Source organism: Saccharopolyspora sp. NPDC050642 (genome assembly GCF_040654735.1).
In the GTDB taxonomy this organism is placed as follows: domain Bacteria; phylum Actinomycetota; class Actinomycetes; order Mycobacteriales; family Pseudonocardiaceae; genus Saccharopolyspora; species Saccharopolyspora elongata.
Genome location: NZ_JBFAIN010000025.1, coordinates 17,027 through 38,278, shown reverse-complemented (window position 1 = coordinate 38,278; position 21,252 = coordinate 17,027). Strand labels below are relative to the sequence as shown.

Sequence of the window (21,252 nt, the reverse complement as noted above, 5' to 3'; positions counted from 1 at the left end):
CGTGGCTCGACTCGTTCAACGACGCCACGTGCTCGGCGGGATCGCCGGTGTCGCACTGGCCGGCGCGGCCGGCGCCATATCGCTGTCCACCTCGACGGGATGCAGCCGGACGGAGACCATCCGCGTCAGCTCGTCGTCGGAGAAGGCCGCCCTCATGGCGGAACTCATCAAGGAGTACAACGACGCGCACCGCGCGGTGGGCGGTCTGTGCGCGCGCGTGGAGATGACCGCGCTCACCTCGGGGAAGATGAAGAACCTGCTCGCCGAGGGCGCGAAACCGCCGGAGGTGTGGCTGCCGACGTCGTCGATGTGGTTGCGGCTGCTCGAACACGAGGGCCACGGCGACCTGCTGGTGCCGGGCGCCCGGTCGATCACCAGGAGCACGCTGGTCATCGCCATGCCGGGGTCGGTGGCCGCGGCGCTCGAACAGCGCAACAGGCCGCTCAGCACGTGGGCCGACGTGCTCCAGCTGGCCCAGTCCGGGTGGTCCAGCTACGGAAAGCCGGACTGGGACGACTTCATCCTCGGCAGGGACAACGCCGAGACCTCGACCTCCGGCTTGGCCGCCACGGTCGTCACCTACAACGCGGCGCCGGGCGAGTTGACCCGGGAACGGCTGAACGCCGTCGAGGTCCAGCAGTTCGTGCGCGACATCGAGCTGTCGGTGTCCAACTACGGCGACGAGGCCGTGCAGTACATGCAGACGATCTACGACCAGGAACAGCGCTGGGACAGCAACGACCCGGCTTACCGGCCGTACCTCGACGCCGTCGTGATCCAGGAGCAGATGGCCTACGTCTACAACCTCGGCGCGCCGACCGGTGACCCCGGTCGGATCAACGGCCAGGGCCCGAAGAACCCGCTGCGCGCGGTGCACCCGCGGGACGGGACGCTGGAGCTCGATCATCCTTTCGTCGTCATGTCCGCGGCGACCGGCGAACAGCGGGCCGTCGCAGAGGACTTCTACCGGTTCCTGATCGAGCCCGACCGGCAGAAGCGCTTCGCCGACCTCGGCTTCCGCTCCCTCGACGACGCGACGCGGCCGACCGATCAGCTCAGGCGAACCCTCCACGTGCCGGCCGATCAGCAGCTGAACTTCGTGCCGCCGCCCGACGGCCAGTTGCTGGCGGCGATGCTGGAGAGCTGGCAGAACGTGCGCCGCAAGGCACGCGTTCTGCTGCTGCTCGACCTCTCGGGGTCCATGAAGGAATCCGTCAACGACCCGGACACGAACCAGGATCCGTCGAAGCTGCAGCTGATGATCCCGGCGGCCCAGCGGGCGCTGGATCTGCTCAACGTCGACGACGAGGTGGGCCTGTGGACGTTCTCGTCGAACCCGTCCGTCGTCCAGGTGGTGCCGGTCTCCCGCGTCGGTGGCGTGCGCGAGGAGCTCAAGGCCAAGATCCAGGGCCTGACGGCGGTCGGGGAAACGGCGTTGTACCAGGCGATCGATGAGGCTTACCAGACGATGACGAGGGATGCGAACCCGGATCGCATCAACGCGATCGTGCTGCTCAGCGACGGCGCGAACACCGAGCCCTACCCCGGCGGCGCACCGGCATTGCTGGCGAAGCTCGACCCGCAGGCCCGGGAGACGCCGATCCCCATCTTCACCATCCCCTATGGACAGTCAGGGGACGAGAACGTCAAAGCGCTGCAGGAGATCTCCAGGATCACCAAGGCCACGTACAACGACACGACCAATCCCCTGGACATCGACCAGACGTTCGAACGCGTCTTCCGGAATTTCGGGTGAGCACATGTCGTTTCCAGAGCGGTTCCGCGATCGGGTGGCGGTCGCCGAGGCGATCGTCTTCGGGTTGCTCAGCGGGATCTTCGCGCTGTGGTGGCCGTGGCCGTGGCTGGCGGCGGTCGTCGGGCCGGCGATCGCCGTCGTGGTGTTCCTGATCGCGACGTGGCGCAAGCTCGCGCCGGCCCCGCCCCAGCCGGACGCCACCGAGTTCGACGTCGAGGAGCGGGTCCGCGTCTGGGCGAGGAACGCCGGCGACAACGCCCGCGGGCACGCCGACCAGGCCGTCGAGCTGGCCGGCGACATCGTGATCCTGAAGTTCCAGTGCGAGCGGGCCATGCAGTTCGTCGAAGACGCCTCGGCGCGAGCGGAGGCGGCGAAGCGGCTGCGCACGATCGTCGATTTCGTCGAGACGCGCAAGCACGCCCCGGAGCAGGCGGTCGGGTGGGACGTGCTGGTGCGGCACCTCCGGACGGCCCAGGAAGAGCTCAAGGGAGAACTCGGGAAACTCCCACGGAACTCGTGAACGGCGAACGGGCCGGCTCCGCTCACCGCGTCGCGTCCCGGTGGGAGCTCACCCGTGGCTGTGCACCCTCGTGCTCGCGACGGCGATCAACCACGCCTCCAGGATCGCCCACTCCGCATCCGTCGAATCGCCACGCGCCACAACCACAATCGATCACCACCGCTCGACCTTCCGGCGGACGCGTCCTAGTGCTTTTGCGGCACCGGGAAAGTGATCCGGCCGCCACAGGTGGAGGAAAACCCTGAAAACGCTACTCCTGTCCGGGAAAGACAGTCGCTACCGGCATGATCGCGATGCTTCGATGGTTGAAGGCTTCGTGGAGCCCGCCGGACTCCGAGTCGCCCGACCGCGCAGACGATGGGAGCTCATCCGACCATGACCAGTGCCTCCAGCACGCCTCCCGTCGCAGCCCCGCAGGTGCGGTCGGGCACCGTCGTCCCGGTGCTGGCGTTCAGCGGAATCGTCGTCTCGCTCACGCTGGCCCTGATGATCCCGCTGGTGCCCAAGCTGCCCGGGATGCTGAACGCGAGCGCGGCGGACGCCGCGTGGGCGATCACCGCCGCGCTGGTCGCCGCGGCCATCGCCACGCCCACCGTCGGCCGGCTCGGTGACATGTACGGGAAGCGGCGGATGCTGCTGTTCAGCCTCGGGATGCTGGTGCTGGGCTCGGTCGTCTGCGCGCTGTCGAGCGGGCTCGCCCCGATGCTGACCGGGCGGGTGTTGCAGGGTTTGTCCGCCGGCGTCATCCCGCTGGGCGTCAGCATCATGCGCGACGAGCTGCCGCCGGAACGGCTCAGCGGCGCGACCGCGGTGATGACCGCCTCCCTCGGCGTCGGCGCGGCGCTGGGGCTGCCCGCGGCGGCGTTCATCGCCGAGAACGCCGACTGGCGCACCCTGTTCTGGGTGGCCGCGGCCCTCGGCGCCGTCGGAGCAGTGCTCGTGATCTCGCTCGTGCCGGAGTCGCGGGTCCGCACCGGCGGGCGGTTCGACCTGCCGGGCGCGGTGGGCCTGTCGGTCGCGTTGCTGTGCCTGCTGCTGGTGATCTCCAAGGGCGCGGACTGGGGCTGGACCGGCGGTTTGACTCCCGGACTGCTCGTCACCGGACTGGCGGTGCTGGCGGTGTGGGGCTGGTGGGAACTGCGCGCGCCGCAGCCGCTGGTCGACCTGCGCACCACCGTGCGCCGCCAGGTGCTGCTCACCAACACCGCTTCGGTGGTGTTCGGGTTCGCGATGTTCGCGATGTCCCTGGTCGTCCCGCAACTGCTGCAACTGCCCGTGGCCACCGGACACGGGCTCGGGCAGTCGCTCCTCGTGGCGGGCCTGGTGATGGCGCCGAACGGGCTGATCATGATGGCGATGGCACCGGTGTCGGCGCGGATCTCGCGGACCAGGGGCCCGAAGGTCACGCTGATGGCCGGCGCGCTCGTGGTCGCCATCGGGTACGGCTTGAGCCAGGTGATGATGTCGAGCATCTGGCAGCTCGTGATCGTCTCCAGCATCGTCGGCGTCGGCGTCGGACTCGCCTACGCCGCGATGCCCGCGCTCATCATGGCCGCCGTGCCGGTGTCCGAGACCGCGGCGGCCAACAGCCTCAACACGCTGATGCGCTCGATCGGCACCTCGCTGTCCAGTTCGGTCGCGGGGGTCGTGCTCGCGCACATGACGATCGACCTGGGCCGCGCGGCGATCCCCTCGCTCGACGGGTTCCGCGTCGTGCTGACCATCGGCGCGGTCGCCGCGCTCTTCGCCCTGTTGATCGCCGCCTTCCTGCCTGGCTCCGCGCGTTCCGCGGACCGGTAGCCCGGTCGTCGACCGGAATTACCGGGTGCCCGCACGACTCCGGCTGTGGATCTGCACCGTCGCCGCCCAGGGATGCACAGATCGAAACCCCACCGGTGGCTTCACCGGCGGGGTTCCGCTGTTGGTGTCCAAGCCGGGGGCAGGACGGCGCATGTCGGGGCAGGCCGATGCCGTCATGCCCTTTTCAGGCTCGCTGCCGGAAGTCGGCGGCGGTGCTTCCGGTGTCCGCGAGGTGCGGCCAGCGCGGCTCGTCGCCCTTCGGTTCGTCACCCAGGATCGTCACGCGGTGCCCGACGCGGCGCTCGGTGTAGTCGTTGACGGCGTAGTGCTGGGTGGCCCTGTTGTCCCACATGGCGATCGCGCCCGGCCGCCAGCCGAACCGGCAGACGTTCTCCGGGCGCTCCGCCACGGTGAAGAGGTGTTCGAGCAGCACATCGCTTTCCGCCCGGCGCAGCTGCGGGATGTGCATGGTGAACATCCGGTTCACGTACAGCGATCGCCTGCCGGTCACCGGATGCACGCGCACCACCGGGTGCTCGGCCTCGAAGGAGGTGCCGTTCGGGTGCGTGAAGGCATGCACGGCCGTCAGCCCGTCCAGGAAGTCCCTGAGCGGCGCGGAGAGGGCCTCGTAGGCCAGGTACTGGTTGCTCCACATCGTGTCGCCGCCGCGCGGCGGGCACTGCACGATCTGCAGGATGGACGCGACCGGCGGATTCGCTTGGAAGGTCACGTCGGTGTGCCAGACGTCGGCCTTCGCGCCCTGATCGGAGTCGAGCACCACGATCTCCTGGTGTCCGTCCAATTTGGGCAGGAACGGATGAACCTCCAGTTCTCCCAGGAATCGGCCGAAGTTCTTGTGCGCCTCGGCGGAGAGCGGATCGGCCTCCGGGAAGAACAGCACGAGATTCTCCATGAGCAGATCGTGCAGCTGCGCGAAGGATTCCTCGGTCAGCTCCTCCAGGTCCAGGCCGCGCACCTCGGCGCCCAGTGCACCGGAGACGGGACGTACGTCGATGTCGTTGCTCGCCATTGGACGGTCACCTCATTTTCCCTTTGTATCCGCATATTTCTGGCATGCTTGCGCGAGCCCGCACCGGGGACTCCGATGCGGCTCTCCTCGTGATCGCGGTCGTTGACGCGACGACCGGCGGCCGGTAAGGATGGAAAGAAGGAGGCGGTCGGGTCTTCAATTCGAAGGGAAACAGGTGTCCATGGATTCCGCGGAATCTCAAGATGCTGTCACCGAGACAAGTCTCGAACTGGCCAGACTCATCGATCTGGCAACACCTTTCGCCATTCGCGTCGCGGTGACGCTGCGGTTGCCGGAGCTGGTGTCCGGGGGCACGACCGAACTCGGTCCGCTCGCGACCGCCACGGGGGCACACCGGGAATCCCTGGCGCGGCTGCTGCGCCACCTCGTCCACATCGGACTGTTCGCCGAGACCGAGCCGGGTACCTACGGACTGACGGCATTGTCCCGGCAGCTGCTCTCCGGGGACGGCAAGTGGTTGCGGGACTGGCTCGACCTGGAGGGGCCGGGCACCCGGATGGACCTGGCGTTCAGCGGCATGCTGCACTCCATCCGCACCGGCACGTCGGCCTACGGCACGGTGCACGGCACCCCGTTCTGGGACGACTACCAGCGAAACGACGACCTCCGGCGCTTCTTCGGCGGCGTCATGGCCGCCTACGCCTGGCAGACCGGACCGGTGCTGGCCACGGAGTTCGACTGGACGCAGGCGCGGACCGTCATCGACGTCGGCGGCGGGCACGGTGCCCTGCTCGCCGAGGTCGTCCGGGCCAATCCGCACCTCGGCGGCGAGGTGCTCGATCTGCCGGCGGTCGCCCCGGAGGCCGGGCAGTTCTTGACCGAGGCGGGCGTGGCAGGGCAGATCTCGTTCGTGCCCGGCAGTTTCTTCGACCCGCTGCCGCCCGGCCGGGACGTCTACCTGGTCTCCCGCGTGCTCACGGACTGGAACGACGAGGACGCGGTGCGGATTCTGCGGCGCTGCGCCGAAGCCGCCGGCGACAGCAGCCGGGTACTGGTCGTGGAAGTTCTCGCCGGCGACGACCACGCCAAGCAGAACACCTCCTTCGACCTGCAGTCCCTGGTGCTGCTGGGCGGCCAGGAACGCAGCGTCGCGGACTTCGAGGCGCTGGTCGGCAAGGCGGGGCTGAGCCTGACCGAGACCCGCACCTGGCCCGGTGGCCTCGTCGTCGTGGAGTGCAGCCCGAAGTGACGCCCCTGGCACGGCGCCGGTCCTCATGCCCATCCGGGCCGGCGCCGGGCCAGCGGATCCGGCAGCAACCCGAGCTGGCAGAGCCGGTCGAACGGCGAAAGCCGGTGCAGGCCGAGACCGGCCAGGTTGTGCATGACGGTGAAGCTGAGCCGCTGGTTGGCGCCGGTGTTCCGCAGAGCCCGCCGGCCGATCGTGCGGCCCACCCACGACAGGTCGGTCAGCATGCGCGCGGCGTTGTGGCTGATCTTGCCGATCTGGCGCAGTTCGGGCAGGCGTCGGCGCTGGTACTCGAGCAACGCGATGTCCACATCGGACTCTTCGAGGGACCGGTCGGCGATGCAGGTGCTCAGGGCGTGGGCGTCGTAGATGGCGCTGTTCATGCCTTGCGCCGCCATCGGATGCACCGAATGCGCCGCTTCGCCGACCAGAGCCATGCCGGGCGCGGACAGGCCATCGGCGACGAACCGGGCCACCGGAAGCGTTTGCCGGTTCTGCAGACTGCCCCGCAACTGGTCCTCGAACGCCGCCAGATCGGGCAGTTCCGCGATCAGCGCGTCACCCCAGCGCCGTATCGCGTCGTGCTCCATGCCCCGGAGCTCGTTCGGTTCCACCTGGACGTAGAGCCGGACCCGGTCCCCGGGCAGCGGATAGCGCATTCGCAGACCGCGGTCGGTGACATAGGCGGTCACCTCCGCCGCCGCGCCGGGCACGTCGGGGATGTCGAGGGCGACCAGCCGGTGCGGGTAGTCCTTCCGGTTCGCGTCGATGCCCGCCGCACGCCGGAGCCGCGATGACACGCCGTCGGCCGCGATCACCAGCGGTGCGCGGATTTCGTGCGCACGTCCGCCTTCCCGCACGGTCACTCCGGTGATTCGTCCGGTGTCGTCGCGAACCGCCTCGCGGACCGCCACACCGCGGCGAAGCCCGACGGTCTCCGGCAGGCTTTCGGCGAGCGCGCCCAGGATCGACTCGTGGTCGGCCGACAGCAGCCAGTTGGTCGCGTCCGGCAACTGCGTGTAGTCCAGCGACATCCGGGCGTCGCCCCGGCCTTCGCAGGCGACCAGCGCGGAAAGCCGTACCGAGCCTTGACGTTCCAGGCGTTCGGTGACCCCCCACGCATCCAGGATCTTCAACGCCCCGGGCTGCAGCACCTCGCCCTTCGGTATCCGGGGCACCCTCGGTTGCTTCTCGACGACCACGACCCGCAGCCCCAGCGCACCGAGCGCATGTGCGGCGGCCAAGCCGCCCACACCCGCCCCGCAGACCACGACGTCTGCACGCTCGGTGCCGACTTCCTCGAAAGCGGGAGAGCTCATGTCGGCTGGGTCTCCTTGTCGTCGGCGGCGATTTCGTGTTTCGACCGCATCACGGCCTGGGTCCACAGGCTGAAGACCAGCACCAGGACGAGCAGCGAGCCGACCGTGACCGCGGGGACGGTGCGAGCGAGGACCGCGCCGGCGAGAACGAGGCGTTCGGCGACCAGGAGCTCATGTGCCCGCAACGCACGGGCCTGGCTCAGCGTCGGCGCCAGCCACAGCAGCGGCAGCACCGCGACCAGGCCGACGCAGGCCGCTGCGGCGAGCAGCACCGGGTAGCCGGGCCGGTGCGGCAGCAACAGGCCGAATGCGGCGGTGACGATCGCCGAGACGTACAGAACCGTGGTCAGCCGGGTGGCGTAGCGCATCCCGTATCGCACGGGCACCGACCGGTAACCGGCGGCGCGATCGCCGTCCACGTCGCGGAGCGTGCCGACCAGATTGGACGCCGTGTCGTGCAGCAGGAAGACCACGGAGAACACGACTGCCGGCCAACCGGGCAGGGGATCCACGACCATGGCGCCGATCAGGAAGGCCAGCGCGGTGATCAGGCCGCGCACCAGGTTCCCGGAGAGACCACGGGCCTTGCAGAACCTGCTGTAGGCCACGATTCCGCCCAGTGCCACGACCACCAGCAGCAGCGTCCGCCAGTTCGCCCAGGTCAGCAGCGCCGCCGCACCGACCGCGAACCCGATGCCGCAGGTGAGCGCGGTCCCGGCCGGCAGCCTTCCGGACGGGATGGGGCGCTGCGGTTTCGCGACCCGGTCCAGCTCCCGGTCGAAGTAGTCACCGAGGTAGTGCCCGGACAGCCAGCCGAATGCGGGCCCGCAGCCGGCGATGACGAACTCGGCGAGCCCGGCCGCGCCGCCGACACCGGCCCCCGCGACGCCCACGAGCACCGGATAGCAAAGCGTGTACGGCCGGCAGGTCTGCACGTGCGCCCACAGGCTTCGGCGCGCTCGCTCCCATCGGGCGCGCATGGCTACCGGTTCCGGTCGATGGACAGATCGGCGATGGCCAGCATCTGCTCGACCGCCGCTGTCCCCGGCAGGTCCGCGATGCTCTCGCGGGCCCAGGCGATCTCCTCGGCGGCGCGCGCCCGGCTGAGGTCCAGCGCTCCGGTCGTGATCAGGAGCTCCCGCATGAGCCGGTGCGAATCCGCGACCGGCAGCCGGCCCGACAACGCCTCGGCGAACCGGCGCCGGTCGCCGTCCCCGGCGGCCTGGTAGCCGACGAGCACCGGGAAGGTGGGGCGCAGATTGGCCACGTCGCTGGTGGCCGGCTTGCCCGTCGTCGGGGAATCGGCCAGATAGGGCAGCAGATCGTCGAAGATCTGGAAGCCCACGCCGAGATGCTCGGCGTACCGGGTGACGGCGTCGGCGTGTTCGGCGGTGGCGCCGCCGAGGATCGCCCCGGCCCGGCAGGCGCCCCGGAACAGCGCGCCGGTCTTGAGCGCCACCATTTCCTGGTAGTCGCCGACGGGGCAGTTCAGATCGCCGGCCATGCCGGCTTCCCGGACCTGCCCCCGGCACACATCGGATCCCGCGGTGGACAGGACCCGGGCCGCCTCGAGCACGGCGGCCGGTTGCACGGCCGTGCATTCGAGGAGTGCGCTGGTCATGTTCAGGATCAGGAAATCGCCCGTGACCAGCGCGTCGGGCATGCCGTAGTGGGCGTGCACGGTGGGCCGGCCCCGGCGCAGGTCGTCATCGTCGATGATGTCGTCGTGCACCAGCGTGGCCACGTGCAGGTATTCCACGGCCAGGGCGGCCGATAGCAGCTGTGCGCTGTCGCCGCCGGTGGCATCCGCCGAGGTGAGCAGCAGCATCGGTCGCAGCATCTTGCCAGGGGCCAGGAGTGCGTAGCCGGCCATCTGGTCGGTCCGCTCGGCGACCGCCGACCACCTTTTCCGCATCTCGCGGTTGAGCAGCCCGATCAGTTCCGGGGAGCCGAATCCGGTGGGCACCGCGCAGGTTTCGGTGTTGGTCATGTCAGGCGCGATCGACGGAAACCGGCTGCCGGGCCTGGGAGTCGCCGCCCGGCGGTTCGTCGCCGTGCAGGAAACGCCGGGTGAGTTCGAGCAATGCGTCGTTGGCCTCGGGAGTGCCGACCGTCACCCGGACCCCGGCGCCGCCGGCGAGCGTCCGCACCTCGATGCCGCCGGCCGCGCAGAAGCGCACGAACGACTCGTTCGCCTCGCCGAGCGTCAGCCAGTGGAAGTTGCCATGGCTGTGGGGCACCTCCAGGCCGAGCGCGAGCAACCGCGCGTGCACCCGGTCGCGTTCGGCGGCGACTTCGGCGCACTGCCTCCGCATCACCTCCTCGGCGCGCAGCGCGACGATCGCGGCATCCTGTGCCACGGTGCTGACCCGGAAGAAGTACGAGCCGGGCCGGAGCCCGGTGACCACTGCCTCGTCGGCGATCAGGTAGCCGACCCGGAGCCCGAGCAGCCCGTGGGACTTGGAGAAGGTGCGCACCACGCAAACGCGCGGATCTTCGGCGGCGAGCCGGATGCCGTTGGCGATCGCGGATCGATCGGCGAAGTCGACGTACGCCTCGTCGATCAGCACGAGGACGCCGGCGGGCAGGCGGTCCAGGAACGTCCGCATCTCGGCCTCGCCGAACACGGTTCCGGTCGGGTTGTTCGGATTGCACAGCAGCACGACCTTGGTCCGCTCGGTGACGGCGTCGGCCATCGCCGCCAGGTCGTGAGCGTCCTCCCGGAGCGCCACCGGCACCGCCGTGGCGCCCGCATTCTGCACCAGCAGCGGATACATCTCGAACGACGGCCACGCGTGCACGACCTCGCCGCCGCCCGCGAAGGCGGTGAGGAACTGCTGCAGGAGCGCCCCCGAGCCGGGACCGACGAACACCTGCGCGGAATCCAGCCCGAAATGTCCGGCGATCGCCCGCGTCAACCCGGTGGACATCGCGTCGAGCGTCAGGTTGACCCGACCCGATCCGTCCACAATGGCCTCGCGCACTCCGGGCAGCGGTGCCGCGAAATTCTCGTTCAGGGACAATTGGTGCCGGATGGTAGTCACAGGCTGATCTCCGTTCATGACGTGCACACGTTCTCACCGCGCAAGCGGAATCCGGTCGCGGCCGATGGAGCCGCGAAAGGCGAACAGGCTTGACCGAAACGAGGAAGACCGGGATTCGGGCCGGGCGGATCAGAGGATCGGCCGGCCGCGGAACGGGTGCGCGATTAGTCTGCGGGCTCCTGCCTGAACCGCTGCGCGGGCTCGTGGCGCGTGCCGTCGAGCGGCACCGCGTCCGGAGGTGGATCGTTCGGTAGGCGTGCGTCCCGGGCAGGTGACCCGTGGCCTGCGATCTCCAAGTTCACTCCTTCGGCAAGGGAATCCTTCACCAGGAAGCCCCGCTCGTCCCGGACACCTCTTCCAGTCAGGGCGATGCGGGGAACAGGCGGCCGGCTCCCTGTTCCGGTGCGGGACAGGGCGCATCCGTCCCTTCGTCGAGAACCTGTGATATTGATCTTGATTACTCCAGACCGGACGCCATCATGTCAACGGGTCCGCGCCGAGAATGGCGCGAACGGGCAAAGGGTGTTGCCCGAAAGCCCCTGGAAGTCCATCAACTTGACGATGCCCTGACTACGGTGCATCGCGGGTGGGCGGCAGACCGGCGTTGTACCGACATGCGCGGAATCGCCGGTATACTACTGAAAAGCGGGTTCCGCGTGCTCCGGCACCCGGACTCTCCGGTCTCGATCTGGCTCATCGCGGACGCACAGCGCGAAGACCTGGTCGAGCCAGGAGTGATCGAGTACGGTGAAGCACGCGTGAAATCGGTTAGCGGACAACGCATTTAGCCCGGGATCCGCGACCGGTGTCCGCGACCACGACGCCGACGACCTGCCCGATCAACAGGTTGTCACCTGGTCGGCGGTTGTGGCGGGCACGCGCACAGGTGCGGGTACCCGCCGGTTCGAAGAGGTCCTTCCCGGGCCGTCGTGCCCCGCCACGAGTTGCCGAATACCACGACTGGGCTGGAGGAATCCGCATGACGACGGTGCAGGCCGACCCCGATCCGTTCACGGACGCGCTCGACGAGGCGATCCGTGAGGGCGCGGAGGCACTGTTCCTCGCTCAGCGTGCCGACGGCGTGTTCGACTACAGCGAGGACAACCTGACCTCGACGCTGGGGACGGTCGGTGCGCTGTCCGCGCTGCATTACGCCGATCCGGACGGCAGTGCGGACTTGATCGCGGCGGGTGCCGGGTGGCTCAGGCGAACGCAGAACGCCGATGGCGGCTGGGCGATGGTTCCCGGCCTGTCCAGCGAGGCCGGGCCGACGGCCGTCGGCTCGGCCGTGCTCCACCTGGTCGACCCGGTGGGCAGCGCCGAGTCGGTGGCGGCCGGGCAGCGCTGGATGACGGATTTCGGCGGCCTGGACGCGATCCCGCACCCCGAGGTCGTCTCCTGGTGCCGGCAGTACTACGGCTTCGTCGGCTGGCTGGCTCCCGAGGAAATGCGCCGCTTCCCGCTGGAGGTGGCGCTGTCGCCGGGCCTGTACCGCAGGCTGTTCGACCTGCGCGTGCCGATGGCGTTCGCGCTCGGCCTCGCCCAGGCCCGGCACAAGCCCCTCACCCGCTTCCAGCGGGTGCTGGCCCGGCTGGGGAAGCCGAACGCGCTGACGGCGATCCGGCAGGTCTACGAGCACGAGGGCTCGACCGGGGCCTGGTGCGAGAACGCCTGGGTCACCGGTCTGGTCTGCACCGGTCTGGCCCGCGCGGACCTGGCGCCGGACATGGTCGAAGCCGCGGTCAAGTGGTTTCGCCGGACGATGGACCCCGACGGCTGGTGGCAGACCGGGCCGCTCGACGCGGCGTGGACGATGTACGCCGCGCGCGGTCTTGCCGAGGCCGGTTACGCCGACGACCCGAGGCTGGCCGCGTCGGCCGAGCTGTTCGTGCGCCTCCAGCAGCATCGCCCGTTCCTCGCGTTCGGGTGCCCGCCGGGCTACTGGGGCTGGGCGGGCACCGAGGGCTGGCCCTCGACCTTGGAGACGAGCGAGATCCTTTCCGTGCTGTGCCGGCTGCCCGGCGGAGGGCAGGCCAGGGCGATCGAGCGCGGTGTCGACTGGCTGACCCGGTTGCAGGACACCCGCGGCTCCTGGGGACTCTGCGTGCGCAACACCAAGGTCGCCAACAGCGGGCCGTGCCCGATGACCACCGTGCAGGCCGTCGACGCGCTGCTCGACGCGGGCGTCCCGGCGGACGACCGCCGGGTTCGCCGCGCGCTGCGCTGGCTCGCCAAGGCCCAGTTGCCGGACGGCGCCTTCGAGTCGGTGTGGTACCGGCACCACACGATGGCTACCGCCGCGGTGCTCGAAACCTTCTCCAAAGCCGGCTTGGCGGACGACGGAACGGCCCGCCGCGCGAGGGCATGGCTGGAACGTGCCCGGCTGTCCGACGGTTCGTGGGGCGACGGGGCTGGTGCGTCCGCCACCGTCGAGGAGACCGGCTGGGCGATCTCGGGTCTGCTGGCCTCGGGCGCCGATCCGGCTCACGTGCGTCCTGGGGTGGACTGGTTGCTGGCGAGGCGGAAGCCCGGCGGTGGGTGGCCTGCGGAGAGCGTCCACGAGTACGTGCGCTACGTGAGCCGGTACAGCAACCCCGCGTTCACGCAGGGCATGGCCCTTCGCGCGCTCGGCCGCTACCGGGATGCGGTGCGCTGATCCCGCGGGTATTCCGGCATCGCCGCACGGCACATTCCAAGGAACGGAGAACCTCATGACAGGTGCGACGCAAGAGGATTCCTTCACCGAGCACTACTGGCGAGACCCGCACGCGGCGCTCGCCGGGACGCGCGAGACCTGTCCCGTCCGCGAGGTCGACTTCGAGGGTGGACGGACCTGGCTGGTCACCCGCTACGACGACGTGCGGGCGGGGCTCGCCGACGAGCGGCTGGCGAAGGACTGGCGGTCCAGCCTGCCCGCCGAGGAACGCGCGTCCGCACCGCCTGGGCTGCCCGCCCCGATGTCGCACATGCTGACCTCGCTCGACCCGCCGGAACACACCCGGCTGCGAAGCCTGGTCACCCAGGCGTTCACCGCTCGCCGGATCGCCAGGCTGCGCCCGCGCGTCGAGGCCGTCGCCGGGGAACTGCTGGCGGGCCTGCCCGAGGACGAACCGGTCGATCTTGTGGCGCAGTACGCGATCGTGCTGCCGATGGTGGTGATCAGCGAACTGCTCGGCGTCCCCGAGATCGACCGTGACGAGTTCGCACGCCTGTCCACCGTCCTCATCGACGAATGCCCCGAGCCCGAGCTGGAGCGCGCCTCCGCCCAGATGGCCACCTACCTGGAGGGGCTGGTCGCGGCCAAGCGCGCCGCGCCCGACGATGCGCTGCTCTCCGCGCTGATCTCGGCGTCCGACGAGGGTGACCGGCTCTCCGACCCGGAGATCGTGGCGATGGCCATGCTGCTGCTGATGGCGGGCCACGAGACCACCGCGGTGTTCATCACCAACAGCGTCCGCGCCCTGGTGGCCGACGACTCCGCGCGCGAGCGACTCGCCAGGCCCGAGTCGGCGCCGTCGCTGATCGAGGAGTTGCTGCGCTGGCTCTCGCCGGCCCTCAACGCCTCGTTGCGGTTCGCCACCGAAGACCTGGAGATCGGCGGGGTCACGATCCCCAGGGGTGCGTCGGTCACCCTGTCCACGGGTGCGGCCAACCGCGACCCGGCGCGGTTCGGGGATCCGGACGTGCTGGACCCGGACCGCAACACCACCGGCCACCTCGCCTTCGGCTACGGCATCCACCGATGCCTGGGTGCCGCCCTGGTCCGGCTGGAGGGCGAGGTCGGGCTGGCCGCCCTGTTCAACCGCTTCCCGCGACTGCGCATCGTGGCCGACCCGGCCGAGCTGACCTACCGCCGCAGCGTCCACGTGCACGCCCCGCGTACGTTGCCGGTGGTACTCGGGGGCTGAGGCGCGTGACGTGGTGGCACGACGTTTTCCGCCACGCACATGACCCGGCGGACACGCCCCAGTGTCACGCGCGCTTCGGAACGTGCGCAGAGATCCCGCGCGTCGGTCAGCACCCGCCCGGCGGATCATCCGGTCAGAAGACCGACCATCCGGTCAGCGTGGTGAAGTGATCGAGCGCGGCCACACCGGCCACGGAGTTGCCGCGCTTGTCCAGCCCCGGGCTCCACACCGCGACCGCGCACCGGCCCGGCACGATCGAGAGGATCCCGCCACCGACCCCGCTCTTGCCCGGGACGCCGACCCGGTAGGCGAAATCCCCGGCGGCGTCGTAGGTCCCGCAGGTGAGCATGATCGCGTTGATCCGCTTGGCCTGCCTGCGGGTGACCAGCTGCGAACCGTCGCGGCGGACACCGTGCGCGGCGAGGAACAGCCCCGCCAGGGCCAGGTCGCGGCAGCTCATCTCGATCGAGCACTGCCGGACGTAATGGTCGAGCACGGTCGCCACCGGGTTGCGCATGTTGCCGTAGGACGCCATGAAATGGGTCAGCGCCAGGTTGCGGTCCGCGTGCGCCGCTTCGGAGGCAGCGACCTCCTCGTCGACCCGCAGAGCGGGGTTGCCGCATTCAGCGCGCAGGAACGCGAGCAGCTCCCCGGTGGCGTCGCCGACCAGGGAGATCAGCTCATCGGTCACCGTCAGCGCGCCCGCGTTGATGAACGGGTTCCTGGGAATCCCGCGTTCGTGCTCCAACTGGACCAGCGAGTTGAAGGCGCTGCCCGACGGCTCCCGGCCGACGCGCTGCCAGAGCGCCTCATCGCTGCGGGCCAGGACGAGGGCGAGGGTGAAGACCTTCGAGATGCTCTGCATCGAGAACGGCGTCTCCCAGTCGCCGACCCCGTGGACGCCGCCGTCGAGATCGGCGAGCGCGATGCCGAAGTGGCCGGGGTCGACTCGCGCGAGCGCCGGGATGTAATCCGCGACCGTTCCGGCCCCGCGCAGCGGGGCGACCTCGTCCGCGATCCGTTCGAGCAGCTGACTCAATTCCACGAAGGACCATCATGTCATCACCGCGACCAGTCCCCTACCCACGGTGGCCGTTCACCGCAGCCTCGGGATTCTCCCGTGCCACAAGCTGATCGGTGCCGCTGCGCCGACTGCATCGATCATCCGAACCCGACGAGACCGGTCGCGCCGTCTGGGACAGTCCACAAAGGTCTCGATCAACGAGGACCGCACTCCGACGACCGCCCGGTGATCCCGCAGTTTCAATTGAAACTGCGGGATCACCGCCGTCCGCGCGGCGTGGGGTTCCCGCAACGGCGCCAGGTCGGCAGTGCCGGCTCCACGGCCATCGGTGGCTGGCCCGGCGACAAGATCCACCGGCGGACACAGAGCGCCGGGCAAGTCAAGCCGCACATTGCACGAAGGGCCGTGAGATTTAGCGCACCTGGACCACCGAGCGGCGCGGGTGTGCCAGGGTCTGGCCTCATGCTGATTGCTGAGCTCGCCACGTGGATCTCCGCCGGCCTGGCGATCGTGGCCGTCGGGCTCGCGGCCTGGCAGCTCTGGCTGGCCCGTCGCGCGGCCCGCGAAGCACTGGAACGAGCGGAGGTGATGCGCCGCCTGGCGGCGGCCGTGGAAAGCAACGCCGACAAGGCGGCGGGCTCCGCGCAAGCCGCACGCGCGCAGGCCGAACGAGCTTGGGAGCAGGTGAAACTGGCCGACCGGGAGCTCGAGGAGGCGCGGCAGGAGCGCCGGACCGCCACCCAGACGGAACAGTGGGAGTGGGCCTACGCGGTGACCACGGTCGCCCGGGAGCTGGTCGACACGGGCCAGGAACTGATCCGCAGCGCCCTGGACACCCAGGTGGCCCCGCACCACCGCGTCGCCGCGGAACGCTACTACCGCCAAACCACCCGGCGCTGGCAGGAAACGATGATCAAGGCGGTGGCGCGAACGTCCCCGCCGCTGGAAGTGCAGCAGCAGTTCGTCACGTTCTCCGACGTGCACCAACGCCTCCACGGCCACCTCGGAGTGCTGCTGCGGGCGGTCGAAACGAGCACGCTGGCCGAAGGCGACGCGCTGACCAAGCAGATCCTGGGCCTGCGCCACGAGCTCAACAACGCGCACCGGAACCTGCAGCGAACGGTCAGCGCGAGCCTGACCGCCCCGGACAGCCCGACCCAGCAGATCGCCGCCGCACCCGGCAGCTAGACCGCCCTCGCGTCAGCGTCCCTCGAGGAGCGCCCTGAGCGCGCCGGCGAACTGCGCGGGGCGTTCGACGGGCCCGAGATGGCCGCCGGGGAACTCGTTCAGCGGGAGTCCGAGCCCGGTGGCGAGGGCCGCGGCGGCCCGGTAGGGAAGCTGGCCCCGGGAGTCGATGCCGGCGACGGGGACCAGTCGCGGGCCCACCGCGCCGAGCGCGGCCAGGTCGACCTCAGCGGTGGTGAACGGGATCAGGATGTGCTCCAGGAACAGCGGTTGGAGCTCGCCGAGCCGGGAGAACAGCTCCAGCAGTTCCGGGGTGGGCGGTTCGGGGAGGGTCTCGGCGTAGCCGTCGAGCCAGTCGCCGGGGTGGCGCAGGTCCGGGGAGTCCGTGCCGGGTTCCGGGGCCGTCATGATCTCGGTCATGAGCCGACCCGCTTCGTCCATCCCCTGGGTGCGCGCGGCCGTCCGGACCGCTTCGAGCGCGTCCCGGTAGCGTGCGGCGTCCGGCAGCAGGCCGAGCACCGGGGGCTCGTGGACGACCGCGAGGCGGAGGCGGTCGGGGTGGCGGGTCAGCAGTTCGAGGGTGGTGATGGCGCTGGCGCTGAAGGCGAACACGGTCGGCGGCTCGTCGAAGAGCGCCTCGATCAGGCCGAGGGCGTCCTCGGCGTAGACCTTCGGGTGCTGGTCGCCGTGCTCGGTGCCCGGCCGCGCCGAGGCCACGCGGCTGGACATGGCGACGACGCGGTAGTGGTCGGCCAGGTGCGCGGCGATCCCGTCGAGGACGCCGGCGTGGCCGGCGCCGCCGGGCAGGAGCAGCAGCGGGGGGCCGTCGCCGCATTCGCGGTAGTCGATGGGAGTGCCGTCGAGGGTGAGCGTTCCGGTGCGGATGGGTTTCTCCTAATGAGCGTTTTCATCTTGGTCGGCCCGCAGTCGCGGGTCGCAAAGCTGCACGTCGATGGGGTGTCGCATGCGCCGCAGGCGCAAGGGAGCCTCTGAGGTTCCGCTATCCGCACCGCCACGCGAATCGAGGCTGGAAAGGTTTCTAGATCTTCGACCAGTTGGTCAGGGTGTGGTGGAGCGTGTCGACCGCCCGCCGCCATGAGACGTCGGGACTGCGGTCGGCGGTGAAGCCGCCGGTGGCCTCCAGGTCGCTGAAGCCGTGCAAGGTGCTGCGCAGCAACCGGACCGCGTCGGTGGCGTCGGGTTCGGCGAGGTCGTAGCCGCGCAGCAGCGCGTAGCAGACCTCGACGATGCGAGCCACGCCCGCCGATGCGGCGAGACTCTCGGACGACACCGGGTACCGGGTGGCCGCGTAGCGGCCGGGATGCCCGGTCGCCATGGCCCGGTAGGCGTCGGCGAAGGCGATCAGGGCGTCGTAACGGGAGCGTCCCGCCACGGCCGCGCCCAGCGCGTCGGCCCATTCGGTGAGCGCGAGCAGCGCCACGCGCTCCTGCAGGTCGGCCAGGCCCCGGATGTGGGTGTAGAGGCTGGCGTCGCGGACGCCGAAGCGCTTCGCGAGCGCCGCCAGCGTCAGATTCTCGAAGCCGATCTCGTCGGCGAGATCGGCGGCGGCGGACACCAGGGCATCCGGAGTGATCCTCTCACGCGGCATCAGGTTCCTAACCTCCCTAGGATTGAACCTAATATACATAGGAAAAAAGAGGGTGCAACTAGGCCAGCACCCGGACGGATCTGCGGGGCGGCGCGGACGGGCGGCCACCGGCGGAGGGCAAGGCGCACCCGGGGTGATGGCGGGCGTGGTCAGTCGTTCCACATGGCCAGCGGGACCATGTCGCCAGCGAGGTCGCCGTCGTGCAGCAGGCGCCCCGCGCGCTTCACGTGGCGCAGGCAGAGGGCCCGGTCCACGATGCTCACCTGCGGGAACAGGTCGCCGAGCCGGCGTTCGATGAGCTGGAGCTCCTTCGGCCTGCGCAGCCACACGCTGAACAGGAGGTTCGCCATCCCGCCGGTGATCCCGGCGCACACCCTCGTTTCGGGCAGCGATGCGATCAGCGCGGCCACGCCGGGCAGGTCGGCGGGCGGCACGTTCGCCCAGACGGTGGCCGACATCGGAACCTCGGCGAGCACCCGGGACACCTCGCAGCGCATGCCGACCATCCCGGACGCCAGCAACGCGTCGACGCGGCGGCGCGCCGTGCTGACGCTGATCCCCGCCCCCTTGGCGAGATCCGTGTACGACGCGCGCGGCGCATTCGCCAGCAACCTCAGCAGGTTTCGGTCGACCGGCCGGAGCGCCTGGATCGAGAAGCCCTTGCCGCCGGGCCGCGAGCGCCTGATCCGCTCCTGCTGAGCGGCATCGAGCCCGCCGAGGTTCCAGTCACCGCCCTGGGCGTACAGCTCCGTGACGACCTGCACCCGGGTGGTCTGCGCGCCCGGGATCCGCTGCAGGTCGCCGAGCAGGAACTCGGTCAGCTCGCCGAGATCCCCGACCATCACCGTGAAGTACAGGTCGCGTCCGCCGGTGACGTGCTCCGCGGTGACCACGGCCGGTAGCCGCGAGGCCTGCTCTGCCACCGCCAGCACCTGCCCCTGGGCGCAGTCGACCTCGATGAAGGCCATGCAGACCGGCTCCGGGTAGTGCGGGCCGGGATAGCAGGTCAGCCAGACCGCCCCGGCCTCGCTCAGGCGCTCCCACCGCCGGGCCGCGGTCGCCGCGTCGACCTGCAGCACCTCGCCGACCAGCGCCCACGGGGCGCGCGGAGCGATCTGCAGGGCGCTGATCAGATCCAGATCCAGTTCGTCGAGATTGGCAAGTTCGCGCATTCGATCTTCCTGAGAACCACTTTCCCGCAGCGTAGCCCGGTCAGTCGAAAACACTCCCCAGGATGTGCGCACCAAAGACCACCCGGACGTACTAGGGGACTCAGTGGCGAGGACCAAGGTGAGAACGAAGCCAGGAGCCGGCAGCAGGGCTCTGGCGGCGACGTTGAACGTCGTGGAGCGGGTCGGCAACGCGTTGCCGCACCCGTTCATGCTGTTCGTGTACCTGTCGATCTTGATCGCCGCGGTGTCGGCCGTGGCCGGCTGGTTCGGGGCGTCGGTGGTGCACCCGGGGACCGGCAAGCAGGTCATGATCCACAGCATCCTCTCCGGCGAGGGGCTGACGTACGTGGTGACCAGCGCGCTGAAGAACTTCGTGGAGTTCCCGCCGCTGCCGCTGGTCGTGGTGCTCATGCTCGGCATCGGCCTCGCCCAGCAGGTCGGGCTCATCGAGGCCGTCCTGCGCCGGGCGCTCGCCGGGGTGAAGCCCCGGTACGTGACGCTCACGGTGATGCTGGTGGGCATCATCAGCCACCTGGCCTCGGACGCCTCGGCGCTCATCGTTCCGCCGCTCGCGGCGATGGTCTTCCTCAAGATGGGCCGGCATCCGCTGGCCGGGCTCGCCGCCGGCTTCGCCGCCACCGGCGCGGCGTTCACGGCGAACTTCGTGATCACCAGCACGGACGTGCTGCTGTCCGGCATCACCACCGCGGCCGCCGGGATCGTCGCGCCCGGAACCACCGTGTCACCGCTGGCGAACTACTTCTTCATGCCCGCATCGGCGGTCATGCTCGCGGTCGTCGGCACGATCGTCACGGAGAAGATCATCGAGCCCCGGCTGGGCACCTACACCCCCGGTCCGGACGACGACGCCGAAAGCCCGGCCGCGGAGCCCGCCCTGAACGGCAAGGCCCTGCGCAACGCCGGCATCACCGCCGTGCTGTACGTGCTCGCGGTCGCGATCGTCACCGCCGCGCCCGGTTCCCCGCTCCGCAACCCGGAAACCGGCGGCCTGCTCAAGTCGCCGCTGCTGGAGGGGATCGTGCCGATCCTGCTGATGTTCTTCGTCAGCACCGCCATCGCCTACGGCGTCACCGCCCGCACGATCACCAGCACCTCCGACATCCCCGCGCTGATGAGCAAGTCGATCAAGGAACTCTCCGGCTTCCTCGTGCTGATCTTCGTCGCGGCCCAGGCGATCGCCTGGTTCACCTGGTCGAACCTCGGCCTGCTGCTGGCGGTCCACGGTGCCGCGCTGCTGAAGTCCCTCGGCATCGGCGGCATCCTGGGGCTGGTCGGATTCAGCCTGCTCACCGCCGCGTTGAGCCTGGTCATCGCCAGCGGATCGGCGCTGTGGTCGCTGGAGGCGCCGACGTTCGTGCCGATGTTCATGCTCCAGGGCGTCAACCCGGCCTACGTCCAGGCCGCCTACCGCATCGCGGACTCCTCGACCAACATGATGGTGCCGCTGAGCCCGTACATCGCCATCCTGCTCGGCTTCATCCAGCGCTACGACAAGAAAGCGCGCTTGGGCACGCTGTTCTCGCTCATGCTGCCCTACACCGCCGCGTTCTACGCCAGCTGGCTGCTGTTCTTCGTCGTGTGGACCGCGCTCGGCATCCCGATCGGGCCGGGCGAGACGTTCCACATCGGACGCTGACCACCCACCCCCACCCATCTA

At 70.0% G+C, this 21,252-nt stretch carries 18 protein-coding genes; 9 read left to right on the top strand and 9 right to left on the bottom strand.

The window, feature by feature from the left end; all coding sequences use genetic code 11:
- Position 1 precedes the first annotated feature (1 nt).
- The 3 genes from AB0H93_RS29980 (at position 2) to AB0H93_RS29970 (ending at position 4,076) form a co-directional block, all read left to right on the top strand.
- Complete coding sequence (locus AB0H93_RS29980) at positions 2-1,756, top strand: VWA domain-containing protein (protein WP_358576792.1); 1,755 nt, start codon at positions 2-4, stop codon at positions 1,754-1,756.
- A 4-nt stretch (positions 1,757-1,760) separates the two neighbouring features.
- On the top strand, positions 1,761-2,276 hold the full coding sequence (locus tag AB0H93_RS29975) for a hypothetical protein (RefSeq protein WP_358576790.1): 516 nt from the start codon (positions 1,761-1,763) through the stop codon (positions 2,274-2,276).
- A 375-nt stretch (positions 2,277-2,651) separates the two neighbouring features.
- Entirely contained in the window at positions 2,652-4,076 is a 1,425-nt protein-coding gene (locus AB0H93_RS29970) for an MFS transporter (RefSeq protein WP_358576789.1), read from the top strand.
- A 184-nt stretch (positions 4,077-4,260) separates the two neighbouring features.
- Here AB0H93_RS29970 and AB0H93_RS29965 read toward each other — a convergent pair whose 3' ends face one another.
- Positions 4,261-5,106 carry a TauD/TfdA family dioxygenase gene (locus AB0H93_RS29965; RefSeq protein ID WP_358576788.1) on the bottom strand — a complete coding sequence of 282 codons (846 nt, stop codon included), beginning with the start codon at positions 5,104-5,106 and terminating at the stop codon, positions 4,261-4,263.
- 277 nt (positions 5,107-5,383) lie between these two features.
- On the opposite strand from AB0H93_RS29965, the gene AB0H93_RS29960 reads away from it, so the two are divergent.
- The gene (locus AB0H93_RS29960; RefSeq protein WP_358576787.1) at positions 5,384-6,316 is read left to right on the top strand and encodes a methyltransferase; all 933 of its coding nucleotides are present in this window, start codon (positions 5,384-5,386) and stop codon (positions 6,314-6,316) included.
- 23 nt (positions 6,317-6,339) lie between these two features.
- On the opposite strand, the gene AB0H93_RS29955 is transcribed toward AB0H93_RS29960, so the two are convergent.
- From AB0H93_RS29955 to AB0H93_RS29940, 4 genes are read right to left on the bottom strand one after another with little or no spacing between them, the layout of a single operon-like run.
- The gene (locus tag AB0H93_RS29955; RefSeq protein WP_358576785.1) at positions 6,340-7,632 is read right to left on the bottom strand and encodes an NAD(P)/FAD-dependent oxidoreductase; all 1,293 of its coding nucleotides are present in this window, start codon (positions 7,630-7,632) and stop codon (positions 6,340-6,342) included.
- On the bottom strand, positions 7,629-8,612 hold the full coding sequence (locus tag AB0H93_RS29950) for a UbiA family prenyltransferase (protein WP_358576783.1): 984 nt from the start codon (positions 8,610-8,612) through the stop codon (positions 7,629-7,631). Before AB0H93_RS29950 ends, AB0H93_RS29955 begins: the two co-directional genes overlap by 4 nt.
- A gap of 2 nt (positions 8,613-8,614) precedes the next feature.
- Positions 8,615-9,622, bottom strand: coding sequence for a polyprenyl synthetase family protein (locus AB0H93_RS29945; protein ID WP_358576781.1), 1,008 nt, complete (start codon positions 9,620-9,622; stop codon positions 8,615-8,617).
- 1 nt (position 9,623) lies between these two features.
- Complete coding sequence (locus AB0H93_RS29940) at positions 9,624-10,655, bottom strand: aminotransferase class I/II-fold pyridoxal phosphate-dependent enzyme (protein WP_358576780.1); 1,032 nt, start codon at positions 10,653-10,655, stop codon at positions 9,624-9,626.
- 1,000 nt (positions 10,656-11,655) lie between these two features.
- Here AB0H93_RS29940 and AB0H93_RS29935 point away from each other — a divergent pair.
- Positions 11,656-13,332, top strand: a complete 1,677-nt coding sequence (locus AB0H93_RS29935; protein WP_358576779.1) for a prenyltransferase/squalene oxidase repeat-containing protein — start codon at positions 11,656-11,658, stop codon at positions 13,330-13,332.
- A gap of 55 nt (positions 13,333-13,387) precedes the next feature.
- The gene (locus tag AB0H93_RS29930; protein WP_358576777.1) at positions 13,388-14,584 is read left to right on the top strand and encodes a cytochrome P450; all 1,197 of its coding nucleotides are present in this window, start codon (positions 13,388-13,390) and stop codon (positions 14,582-14,584) included.
- A gap of 133 nt (positions 14,585-14,717) precedes the next feature.
- Here AB0H93_RS29930 and AB0H93_RS29925 read toward each other — a convergent pair whose 3' ends face one another.
- Positions 14,718-15,629, bottom strand: coding sequence for a glutaminase (locus tag AB0H93_RS29925; RefSeq protein ID WP_358576775.1), 912 nt, complete (start codon positions 15,627-15,629; stop codon positions 14,718-14,720).
- Between the two features lie 441 nt (positions 15,630-16,070).
- On the opposite strand from AB0H93_RS29925, the gene AB0H93_RS29920 reads away from it, so the two are divergent.
- The gene (locus tag AB0H93_RS29920; RefSeq protein WP_358576773.1) at positions 16,071-16,796 is read left to right on the top strand and encodes a hypothetical protein; all 726 of its coding nucleotides are present in this window, start codon (positions 16,071-16,073) and stop codon (positions 16,794-16,796) included.
- A 12-nt stretch (positions 16,797-16,808) separates the two neighbouring features.
- On the opposite strand, the gene AB0H93_RS29915 is transcribed toward AB0H93_RS29920, so the two are convergent.
- Positions 16,809-17,609: an alpha/beta hydrolase gene (locus tag AB0H93_RS29915; protein WP_358576932.1), complete on the bottom strand. Its 801-nt coding sequence runs from the start codon at positions 17,607-17,609 to the stop codon at positions 16,809-16,811.
- Here AB0H93_RS29915 and AB0H93_RS29910 point away from each other — a divergent pair.
- Positions 17,538-17,786 (top strand): hypothetical protein, encoded by a 249-nt coding sequence (locus tag AB0H93_RS29910; RefSeq protein WP_358576772.1) that lies wholly within the window; start codon positions 17,538-17,540, stop codon positions 17,784-17,786. The genes AB0H93_RS29915 and AB0H93_RS29910 overlap by 72 nt on opposite strands.
- Before the next feature lie 46 nt (positions 17,787-17,832).
- On the opposite strand, the gene AB0H93_RS29905 is transcribed toward AB0H93_RS29910, so the two are convergent.
- Both AB0H93_RS29905 and AB0H93_RS29900 read right to left on the bottom strand, forming a co-directional pair.
- Entirely contained in the window at positions 17,833-18,402 is a 570-nt protein-coding gene (locus tag AB0H93_RS29905; protein ID WP_358576771.1) for a WHG domain-containing protein, read from the bottom strand.
- A 149-nt stretch (positions 18,403-18,551) separates the two neighbouring features.
- Positions 18,552-19,574, bottom strand: coding sequence for an AsnC family transcriptional regulator (locus tag AB0H93_RS29900; protein ID WP_358576769.1), 1,023 nt, complete (start codon positions 19,572-19,574; stop codon positions 18,552-18,554).
- Between the two features lie 118 nt (positions 19,575-19,692).
- On the opposite strand from AB0H93_RS29900, the gene AB0H93_RS29895 reads away from it, so the two are divergent.
- On the top strand, positions 19,693-21,231 hold the full coding sequence (locus tag AB0H93_RS29895; protein WP_358576768.1) for an AbgT family transporter: 1,539 nt from the start codon (positions 19,693-19,695) through the stop codon (positions 21,229-21,231).
- Positions 21,232-21,252 lie beyond the last annotated feature (21 nt).

Bases quoted from the DNA above. Each gene is read 5' to 3' on its own strand.
- AB0H93_RS29975 (WP_358576790.1), top strand. From the start codon at position 1,761: ATGTCGTTTCCAGAGCGGTTCCGCGATCGGGTGGCGGTCGCCGAGGCG.
- AB0H93_RS29970 (WP_358576789.1), top strand. From the start codon at position 2,652: ATGACCAGTGCCTCCAGCACGCCTCCCGTCGCAGCCCCGCAGGTGCGG.
- AB0H93_RS29965 (WP_358576788.1), bottom strand. From the start codon at position 5,106: ATGGCGAGCAACGACATCGACGTACGTCCCGTCTCCGGTGCACTGGGC.
- AB0H93_RS29955 (WP_358576785.1), bottom strand. From the start codon at position 7,632: ATGAGCTCTCCCGCTTTCGAGGAAGTCGGCACCGAGCGTGCAGACGTC.
- AB0H93_RS29950 (WP_358576783.1), bottom strand. From the start codon at position 8,612: ATGCGCGCCCGATGGGAGCGAGCGCGCCGAAGCCTGTGGGCGCACGTG.
- AB0H93_RS29945 (WP_358576781.1), bottom strand. From the start codon at position 9,622: ATGACCAACACCGAAACCTGCGCGGTGCCCACCGGATTCGGCTCCCCG.
- AB0H93_RS29935 (WP_358576779.1), top strand. From the start codon at position 11,656: ATGACGACGGTGCAGGCCGACCCCGATCCGTTCACGGACGCGCTCGAC.
- AB0H93_RS29930 (WP_358576777.1), top strand. From the start codon at position 13,388: ATGACAGGTGCGACGCAAGAGGATTCCTTCACCGAGCACTACTGGCGA.
- AB0H93_RS29920 (WP_358576773.1), top strand. From the start codon at position 16,071: ATGCTGATTGCTGAGCTCGCCACGTGGATCTCCGCCGGCCTGGCGATC.
- AB0H93_RS29905 (WP_358576771.1), bottom strand. From the start codon at position 18,402: ATGCCGCGTGAGAGGATCACTCCGGATGCCCTGGTGTCCGCCGCCGCC.
- AB0H93_RS29900 (WP_358576769.1), bottom strand. From the start codon at position 19,574: ATGCGCGAACTTGCCAATCTCGACGAACTGGATCTGGATCTGATCAGC.